The sequence below is a fragment of the Pseudomonas sp. 18.1.10 genome, from assembly GCF_024655625.1.
Classification (GTDB): domain Bacteria; phylum Pseudomonadota; class Gammaproteobacteria; order Pseudomonadales; family Pseudomonadaceae; genus Aquipseudomonas.
The window spans coordinates 1-8,907 of the sequence record NZ_JANLGL010000220.1; the positions used below are offsets into that span (position 1 = coordinate 1).

The 8,907-nt window shown below is 60.5% G+C and carries 7 protein-coding genes; 4 read left to right on the forward strand and 3 right to left on the reverse strand.

Features of this window, described 5'->3' with window-relative positions; genetic code table 11:
• The first annotated feature begins 193 nt into the window (after window positions 1–193).
• A complete protein-coding gene (locus NUV89_RS24920; protein WP_257783410.1) occupies window positions 194–418 on the forward strand; it encodes a DUF465 domain-containing protein in 225 nt (74 codons plus the stop codon).
• Between the two features lie 150 nt (window positions 419–568).
• Here the strand turns inward: NUV89_RS24920 and NUV89_RS24925 are convergent, their stop codons facing one another.
• The gene (locus NUV89_RS24925; RefSeq protein WP_257783411.1) at window positions 569–1,945 is read right to left on the reverse strand and encodes a VOC family protein; all 1,377 of its coding nucleotides are present in this window, start codon (window positions 1,943–1,945) and stop codon (window positions 569–571) included.
• A 289-nt stretch (window positions 1,946–2,234) separates the two neighbouring features.
• Here NUV89_RS24925 and NUV89_RS24930 point away from each other — a divergent pair, with 289 nt between their 5' ends.
• Both NUV89_RS24930 and NUV89_RS24935 read left to right on the forward strand, forming a co-directional pair.
• Window positions 2,235–3,644 carry an OprD family porin gene (locus tag NUV89_RS24930; RefSeq protein WP_257783412.1) on the forward strand — a complete coding sequence of 470 codons (1,410 nt, stop codon included), beginning with the start codon at window positions 2,235–2,237 and terminating at the stop codon, window positions 3,642–3,644.
• Window positions 3,645–3,712: 68 nt separating this feature from the next.
• Window positions 3,713–6,349: a glucosidase gene (locus NUV89_RS24935; RefSeq protein WP_257783413.1), complete on the forward strand. Its 2,637-nt coding sequence runs from the start codon at window positions 3,713–3,715 to the stop codon at window positions 6,347–6,349.
• A gap of 146 nt (window positions 6,350–6,495) precedes the next feature.
• On the opposite strand, the gene NUV89_RS24940 is transcribed toward NUV89_RS24935, so the two are convergent.
• Window positions 6,496–6,810, reverse strand: a complete 315-nt coding sequence (locus NUV89_RS24940) for an SCP2 sterol-binding domain-containing protein (RefSeq protein WP_257783414.1) — start codon at window positions 6,808–6,810, stop codon at window positions 6,496–6,498.
• Between the two features lie 56 nt (window positions 6,811–6,866).
• Entirely contained in the window at window positions 6,867–7,577 is a 711-nt protein-coding gene (locus NUV89_RS24945) for a histidine phosphatase family protein (protein WP_257783415.1), read from the reverse strand.
• A 194-nt stretch (window positions 7,578–7,771) separates the two neighbouring features.
• On the opposite strand from NUV89_RS24945, the gene sohB reads away from it, so the two are divergent.
• On the forward strand, window positions 7,772–8,797 hold the full coding sequence (sohB, locus tag NUV89_RS24950; RefSeq protein WP_257783416.1) for a protease SohB: 1,026 nt from the start codon (window positions 7,772–7,774) through the stop codon (window positions 8,795–8,797).
• The last annotated feature ends 110 nt before the right edge of the window (window positions 8,798–8,907 follow it).

The window sequence follows — 8,907 nt, forward strand, 5'->3', positions numbered from 1 at the left end:
ACGGTGTGTCAGTCGCCAAATTCATCGGCTGATCTACCGCTTTCGCGAGCAAGCCCGCTCCCACACAAGCCCGCTCCCACAGGAGGCCAGTGTCTACATTTAGAGCAGTGTCTTGACCTCAAAAATGACAAGACCCCGCGCAATGGTCTAGCTTCAAGGGCGTAAGCCATTGTTCAACTTGCGGAGGTACGCCATGCCAGTGAAACACGACCTGTATCAGGACTTGGGGTTGAGCGAGGACGTCATTCACGAACGCAGGGCGAGCGACAAGCGTCTGGACTCGCTGCTCACTCAGTACGACGATGCCGACAAAGAGGTGCTGAAGGCGGAAGCGGCCAGTGCCAGCGATGAGGATGTGGAAAAGCTGAAGAAGAAGCGGTTGTTGGTCAAGGACAAGATTGTGGAGCAGTTGGGTTGACTGATGTTCCTACAGTAATAGGTCATATTTGTTCAGAATTGTCTGGGGGACAGTGCCCGGCGCAGTCCCTATGATGCCCACCGCCTACCCGGCTCTTGGGGGCTTTTACGGTGTAAGGATTACGCCGATGAGCCGGGTGGGTATCTTGTTTCACCCATGCAGCGCTTGAGTGCAGGCCTCTATCGACCGCTGCTGCGTCTGCTCATACAGCGTCAACTCATCAATCGTCCGCCGCCCCAGCGCGTTCTCAAATTCAGCCCTGTTCGAATTGGCCGCGTAGTGACTCTGCGCCGCATCCCCCAGGTTTGACTGAAAAATCCCCGCCGCACTTACCGGCAGGAAATCTTCGTACACCAACGGCTCCACCGCCACATGGCCTGCTGCGATCAGCGCGTCCAGTGTGCGCGGTTGATCGACTCTGCCGCGTGCCGCCAGGCCTTGCTCGGTGGCGAAGTAGCGGAAGTACGCCAGGCCCTGCTCGCGCATCTGCGCGTGGTTGTCGGGGAAGGCTGCGAAGTGCTGTTCCATCAAGTGCATATAACGCGCGGCATTGCCTTCAGTGGGGAACGCGCCCAGCTCGTCGCGTGCGGCATTCAATAATTGGTCATACAGGGCGCGGCCTTTGGGGGTGAGTGCCACGCCGCGCTGTTCGATCTCGCCGAAGCGGGCGCTGTGGCTGCCTTGGGCGTCGGTGAAGGCGATGGCTTCGTCGAGGGCCTTGAAGCTGGTCTGGCGCAGCAGGATCGGACACTGGCGGCGCGGCGGACCTTCGATCACGGCCTTGGGGGTGATGCCTTTGCCGGGCATGGCGGCCTGGACCTGGTCGATGTCCAGGGTGCGCGGCGTCAGGTGGTTGATGTGCGGGCCCTTGAAGGCCACCACGTCGGCGATCAGGCGGTGCTGGTCGCTGAGTTGCTGGTAGTGGGCGCGGGTGACGGTGGCGGCGTGGTGCCAGCGGAAGGTTTCCAGGGCCTCGCGGATAAATTCCTCGGCGTCCACGGCGTTGAGTCCGTCAGCTTTTTCCGCCTGTTCGATCAACGCCAGGGCGCGGTCGGTGAAGATGTTGCGTTTGGCCAGGGCGCTTTCAGCAAAGGCGCGCAGTTCGGGGTTTTCGATCAGTTCCAGGCGCAGCAGCGAGGTGAACACGCGAAACGGGCTGGTTTGCAGCGCGTGCTCATGCACCGCACGAAACGCGGTGGAATGCACCGGCACACCGGCCGGGGTCAGGTCGTAGTAGCCCACCGGCTGCATGCCCATCACCGCAAACAGGCGGCCGATGGTGGCCAGCTCGAAGGCGCTGCCCAGGCGGATGGCGCCGTGGCGTTCCATGTCCAAACGCTGGATTTCGCCGGTGCGTTGCAGCTGTTGCGCCAGCGCGGGCTGGGCGTCGAGCACGCGGGTATTGGTCTCGGCCACCAGCGCCATCAGCGCGCCATACAGTGGGACTTCATCTCGGTACATGTCGGACATCGCCTTGGAAAAGCCCTTGCGGATTTCGTCGGGGCTGACATGTGCGGTGGTAGGCATAGAAAAATTCCTGATGACGGTGGCGATGGAAGTGGCCTTCCTCAGGATTTTGTTGAGCGCCCGCTGCACTTGCAAACGAAGAATCCTCTGGACTTCATTCCTTGGATGAATGAGATGACGTGAATATGACAAAAACCAGCCGGCTGAAAATTTCATTTTCCGGGGTTTTTCCTAACTAATTCTTCACGCAGTCGCCCCCACCCGGCATGAAAGAATCGTCACGTTCGCAGGGATGAAAACGCCGTTTCGCACATCACACACATAAAAAAATGTTCAGGGGCCGTCGTTAATGAAAATTTCTACACTGGCGTTGTCGATCACCGCCGCCGTTCTTGCACAACACGCGTTAGCTGATGATTTTGGGCTCGGCTCCCTGGGTACGGGCACCGGGCACAGCGGTTTCCTTGACGACAGCCATGCCTCCGTGAGTTCGCGGACCATGTACTACAGCGCTGACAACCGCTCGGGCAGCAACAACGACCTGCGCGAAACCGCCACTGCGCTGCGGTTTGACTACAAGTCCGGTTTTACCCAGGGCACCGTGGGCGTCGGTTTCGACGTGATGGCGTTCGGCGCCCTGCGCCTGGACGGCGGCGATGGCCACACCGCAGGCGCCGGCCTGTCGGGCAACGGCAACAGCTTCTTCCCGACCAAGAACAACGGCACTGAACCAGCCGACTCCTTTGGGCGTGCGGCGGGTAACGTGAAGTTCCGCATTTCCCAGACCGAGTTGCACGTCGGTGGCGGCTTGGCGCCGGTGTTGCCGATCCTGGTGTCCAACGACAGCCGCGTGGCTCCGCAAACCTTTGATGGTGGCATCCTCACCTCCAACGATATTCCCAACGTCACCTTCACCGGCGGTGAACTGAACCGCGCCGAAGGCCGTGCGTCCAGCAACTCCACCGGTTTGAGTGTGGCGGGCGGTCAGCGCGACAGCGATAGCTTCAAGTTCGGCGGGGTGGACTACAAGCCGTTTGGTTCGTCCGACAACGTCATCGCGAAAAACCTGACGTTGCAGTACTACTACGCCCAGCTGCAAGACTTCTACAAACAGAACTACTTCGGCCTGGTCCACGTATTGCCGCTGGGCAATGACCAATCGTTCAAGACCGACCTGCGCTACTTCGACAGCAGCAGCGACGGCAAGAACGGCCAGAGTGGCTACCAGTTCAACAACAACGGCGGCTATGCCAGGCACGCCAACGAAGTCGACAACAAAACCTACAGTGCGGCCTTCACCTACCAACTGGGCGGCAGCAGCTTGATGCTGGGCCATATCGGCGTGGGTGACGACGGCGGCTTTGTGTGGGTGAACCAGGGCAGCCTGGCCGATCCGCACGCCCAAGGCGCCGGTGGCAGCGACTTCTACCTGTTCACCGACGCCGTGGTCGGCCAGTTCTCCCGGGCGGGCGAGCAGGTCAACTTTGGTCAGTACTCGTACGACTTCAAGGCCTACGTGCCGGGTCTGAAGGCGTCCGTGGCGTACCTGGATGGCCGGGATATCAAGGCGAAGGTGGCCGGTGGTCCTGACCAGAAAGAAAACGAAGCCGACTTCCGCCTGGACTACGTGGTGCAGGCCGGTCCTCTGAAAGGCTTTGGTACCACCTTCCGTACCGGTACTTACCACGGCAAGAACACCGGCACTGCCGATCAGGATCAAACCCGCCTGATCTTCAACTACACCTACGCCATCTTCTAAACCTTCATGTGCACATGGGCGTGGATGGGTCCTACACTGCACCTCACCTTGTAGGCGCAGGAGGACCCATGACGGCCACGCCCGTAACACGGATTTCTGACACGATCGAAGGCCAACGCCTGGCGACCAGCGACGCCGAGCGCTGGCGCGAGTGGGGCCCCTATCTGAGCGAACGCCAATGGGGCACGGTGCGCGAAGACTACAGCGCCGATGGCGATGCCTGGGCCTACTTCCCTCATGAACATGCGCGCAGCCGCGCCTACCGCTGGGGCGAGGACGGCCTCGCGGGTTTCAGTGACAAGGCGCAGCGCTGGTGCCTGGGCCTGGCCCTGTGGAACGAGCGCGACGCGATCATCAAGGAACGCTTGTTCGGCCTGAACAACGCCGAGGGCAACCACGGTGAAGACGTCAAGGAACTGTACTTTTTCGTCGATGGCGTACCGAGCCATGCCTACATGCGCATGCTCTATAAATACCCCCATGCTGCCTTTCCGTACGCAGACCTGATCGCCGAGAACGCCCGCCGTGGGTTGGCTGACGCCGAATACGAGATTCTCGATACCGGGGTATTCGAAGACAACCGCTACTGCGATGTCAGTGTCGAATACGCCAAGCATCAACCCGACGATATTTTCATGCGCATCACCGTGCATAACCGTTCGGAGCAGCCGACGCGGTTGCAGGTGTTGCCGCAGTTGTGGGCGCGCAATGATTGGAGCTGGACCGTTGATGCGCCCAAGCCACAGTTGACGCTGGACGGCGACCAGGTGCTGGCACGCCATCATGAGTTGCCTGACCGCCATCTCAGCGCGTGGGGAGAGGAGGGCGTCGAGTGGCTGTTCTGTGAAAACGAAAGCAACTACCCACGGCTAAATGGGCAGCCGGCAGCGGGGCCGTTCAAGGATGGCGTGAACGATTATGTGGTGAACGGTGTTCAGTCGGCGATTCGCCGTGACTGCGGCACCAAAGTCGCTGCGCGGTTTGTCCTCGATCTGGCGGGCCTGGAACGCAAAATGATCTACCTGCGGTTTGCGCCGGTCGGCGCGCCTCAGGTCAATGCGCGCAAGCTGTTTGAGCAGCGCCGCCAGGAAGCGGATGATTTTTATGCGGCCTTGCAAGACGGAATTGCGTCTGAGGACGCCCGCAACGTACAGCGTCAGGCGCTGGCCGGATTGCTGTGGTCCAAGCAACTCTATTATTTCGATGTGAACCAATGGCTCGATGGCGACCCGGCCCAACCTGCGCCACCGCCCGAGCGCTTGCATATCCGCAATACCCATTGGCGGCACCTGTCCAACTTCGACATCCTCTCCATGCCCGATACCTGGGAATACCCGTGGTACGCCTCCTGGGACCAGGGCTTCCAGGCCGTGGCCATGGCGCTGATCGATCCGGCGTACGCCAAGCAACAGCTGTTGCTGCTGGTCAAGGATCGTTTCATGCACCCCAACGGCCAGTTGCCGGCGTATGAATGGCGCTTCGACGACGCCAACCCGCCGGTGCACGCCTGGGCCAGTTGGCGCGTGTATCAGCAGGACAAGGCACTGACCGGCGTAGGCGACATGGATTTCCTGGAGCGCATATTCCACAAGCTGCTGCTGAATTTTTCCTGGTGGGTCAACCGCAAGGATGCCGAGGGGCGCAATCTGTTCCAGGGCGGGTTCCTGGGGCTGGACAATATTGCCTTGTTCGACCGCTCGGCCGCGTTGCCGCCGGGTTATCAGCTGGATCAGGCCGACGGCACGGCGTGGGTCGCCGCGTATGCGCTGGACTTGATGCGCATTGCCCTGGAGCTGGCCAAGCGCAATGCGGTGTACGTGGACATCGGCGTGAAGTTTTTCGAGCATTTCCTGTACATCGCCGGGGCCATCAACCGCGTGGATGACAGCGCCGAAGGCCTGTGGGACGAACAGGACCAGTTTTTCTACGACGTCCTGCACCGCCCCGACGGGCAGAGCGAAGCGGTGCGCCTGCGCTCCATGGTCGGGCTGATGCCGCTGTTTGCCGTGCTGGTGCTGGAACAGCACGAGCATGAAGGCCTGGAAGGGTTGCGCGAGCGTTTGTTGGGCTTTATGAGGCACCGGCCGGACTTGGCCAAGCTGGTGTCGCGCTGGAACGAACCGGGCCAGGGCAATCGCCTGTTGCTGGCGTTGCTGCGCGGTGAGCGCACCAAGGATCTGTTGCGGCGCATGCTCGATGACGCTGAGTTCTTGTCGGCGTTTGGTGTGCGTTCATTGTCCAAGGCGTTTGCCGAGCAACCGCTGGCATTGAAGATGAACGGCAACACCCTGTGCGCGAGCTACCAGCCCGGCGAATCCGATTCGCGCTTGTATGGCGGCAACTCCAATTGGCGCGGGCCGTTGTGGATGCCGGTGAACTACATGCTGATCGAATCGCTGCGGGAATTTCATCGCTACTACGCCGACAACTTCTCGGTGGAGTACCCGACGGGCAGTGGTTATCTGGCATCGCTGGAGGAAGTGGCTGACAGCCTCAGCGCACGGCTGACAGGGTTGTTTCTAAGGGATGAGGATGGGCTGCGGCCATCGATGGCGGGGTATGCGCAGTTGGAAGCGGACCCGGCGAGTCGTGACCTGGTGCTGTTCCATGAGTATTTCCATGGCGAAACCGGGCGCGGGTTGGGGGCGTCGCATCAGACGGGGTGGAGTGCGTTGGTGGCGTTGTTGTTGCAGCCAAAAAGCTGAGGTCTGTGGTGGAACCAAATGTGGGAGCGGGCTTGCCCGCGAAAGCGGTGTATCAGTCACTGATTGATTAACTGAAAGACCGCATTCGCGAGCAAGCCCGCTCCCACACAAGCCCGCTCCCACAGGGATTCAGGCTGGACCTTGAATCAGGAAGGGAACAGCTCGCTCAGCTTCATCGCCAGCATCATGTCGCCTTCGGCGCGCAGCTTGCCGCCCATGAAGGCTTGCATGCCGTCGGTCTCGCCGCTGACGATGCCTTTCATGGTCTCGGCGTCCATGACCAGGGTCACTTGGGCGTCAGGGTTTTCGCCTTCTTTCAGTTCGCAAGTGCTGTCCTTGACGATCAGCGAGAAGTTCTGGGTTTCGTCGATACGGAAACCAAACACCAGGTCCAGGCCGGCAGCAGCGGCTGGGTTGAACTTGGCTTTCATTGCTTCTACGGCTTTAGCTACTTCAGTCATGGTTTCGATCCTTTTATGGTGAGTCCAGTGACCTTGGGGTCACGGTTGGCCGCAGTTCACCGGAAGGTGATGAGCTGCGGCGCCTTCAACAGTTGCAAGTGGGTGTGGCTGTTGAAGGAAGCCAGGGCCACCTCGCGACCGCGAAACTTCAGCTGGTTGAGCGAGGTGTTAACAATTTGCCAGTTCAGTTCGAACGCCTGGGCAGCGGGCATCCGGGTAATCAAGTGGAGCAGGGCGGTGATGGTGCCGCCGGAGGTGAACACGGCGATTTTCTGCGCGTTGTCCGCCGCTTCGAGAATGCGTTGCATGCCACCCTGGACCCGCTCGACAAACCCCAGCCAGCTCTCCAGCCCCGGTGGATCATAGGTGCCGGCCAGCCAGCGTTGGATAATCAGGGCGAAGATGCGCTGGAACTCGCTGCGGTTCTGCGCGGCATTGCGCAGGATTTCCAGGGCTTCGGGTTCGGTGGTCAGCAGGTCGGGGAGCAGGGCGCGGATGATCGCATCGGCGTCGAACTCGTTGAAGGCGCTGTCCACCTCGACTGTCGGCACCGATAAACCGAGGGCGCTGTACTGCTCGAACGCGGCGCTGGCGGTGTGCTGCTGGCGGCGCAGGTCGCCGGCGATGCAGCGGTCGAACGTCACGCCCAAGTCAGCCAGGTGGCGGCCGAGCACTTGCGCTTGTTCCACGCCAACGGGCGACAGGACGTCATAGTCGTCTGCACCGAAGGAGGCTTGGCCATGTCGAATCAGGTAGATGCTGCCCACGTCCGTTTTCCCGGTACGTTGAAAGTCTGGCGAGGTTATGGGGATGCCTGCGAGCTGTCAATGGAAAAACATACGCTTGTTTTAAAACCCCGTTGGAGGCCCGCTTGCTGGCGGTTTGATGACTGGCCCGAACGCGGTGCCGCCGGTATGCTGGGGTAATCCGCGCCTGGCGCACTGCACTTGTAAGGAGCAACATGGATTTTTTGGCCGAATACGCGAGCTTCTTAGCGAAGACCGTCACCCTGGTGGTCGCTATTCTGGTGGTACTGATTAGCTTCGCCGCCTTGCGCAGCAAAGGTCGTCGCAAGTCCGCTGGCCAATTGCAGGTCAGCAAACTCAATGACTTCTACAAGGGCCTGCGCGAGCGGCTGGAATCCACCCTGCTCGACAAGGACCAGCTCAAGGCCCTGCGCAAGTCCGAAAGCAAAACCGAAAAGAAAAACAGCAAGAAAAAGCCCGAGGCCAAGCCACGGGTGTTCGTGCTGGATTTCGACGGCGACATCAAGGCCTCGGCCACCGAAAGCCTGCGCCATGAAATCACCGCGCTGCTCAGCCTCGCCACGCCAAAGGACGAAGTAGTATTGCGCCTGGAAAGCGGCGGCGGCATGGTCCATAGCTACGGCCTGGCGTCATCGCAACTGGCGCGTATCCGCCAGGCGGGCGTGCCGCTGACCGTGTGCATCGACAAGGTCGCGGCCAGCGGCGGCTACATGATGGCGTGCATCGGCGAGAAGATCATCAGCGCTCCGTTCGCCATCCTCGGTTCGATTGGCGTGGTCGCGCAGCTGCCCAACGTCAACCGTCTGCTGAAAAAGCACGACATCGACTTTGAAGTGCTGACCGCCGGCGAATACAAACGCACCCTCACGGTGTTTGGCGAAAACACCGAGAAGGGCCGGGAGAAGTTCCAGGAAGACCTGGATATCACCCATCAGCTGTTCAAGAACTTTGTATCGCGTTATCGCCCGCAGTTGGCGATTGATGAAGTGGCGACCGGAGAAGTGTGGCTAGGTGTTGCAGCACTCGACAAGCAACTGGTGGACGAGCTGCAAACCAGCGACGAATACCTGGCGACCAAGGCCAAGACCGCCGAGGTGTTCCACCTGCACTATGCCGAGCGCAAGAGCTTGCAGGAGCGTGTGGGCCTGGCGGCCAGCGGTTCGGTGGACCGCGTGTTGCTGACCTGGTGGAGCCGATTGACCCAGCAGCGCTTCTGGTAACCCGGTCCTTCAGTTATAGGTGATCCCCTTGTGGGAGCGGGCTTGTGTGGGAGCGGGCTTGCTCGCGAATGCGGTAAGTCAGTCAACACATTCGGCGACTGGCACACTGT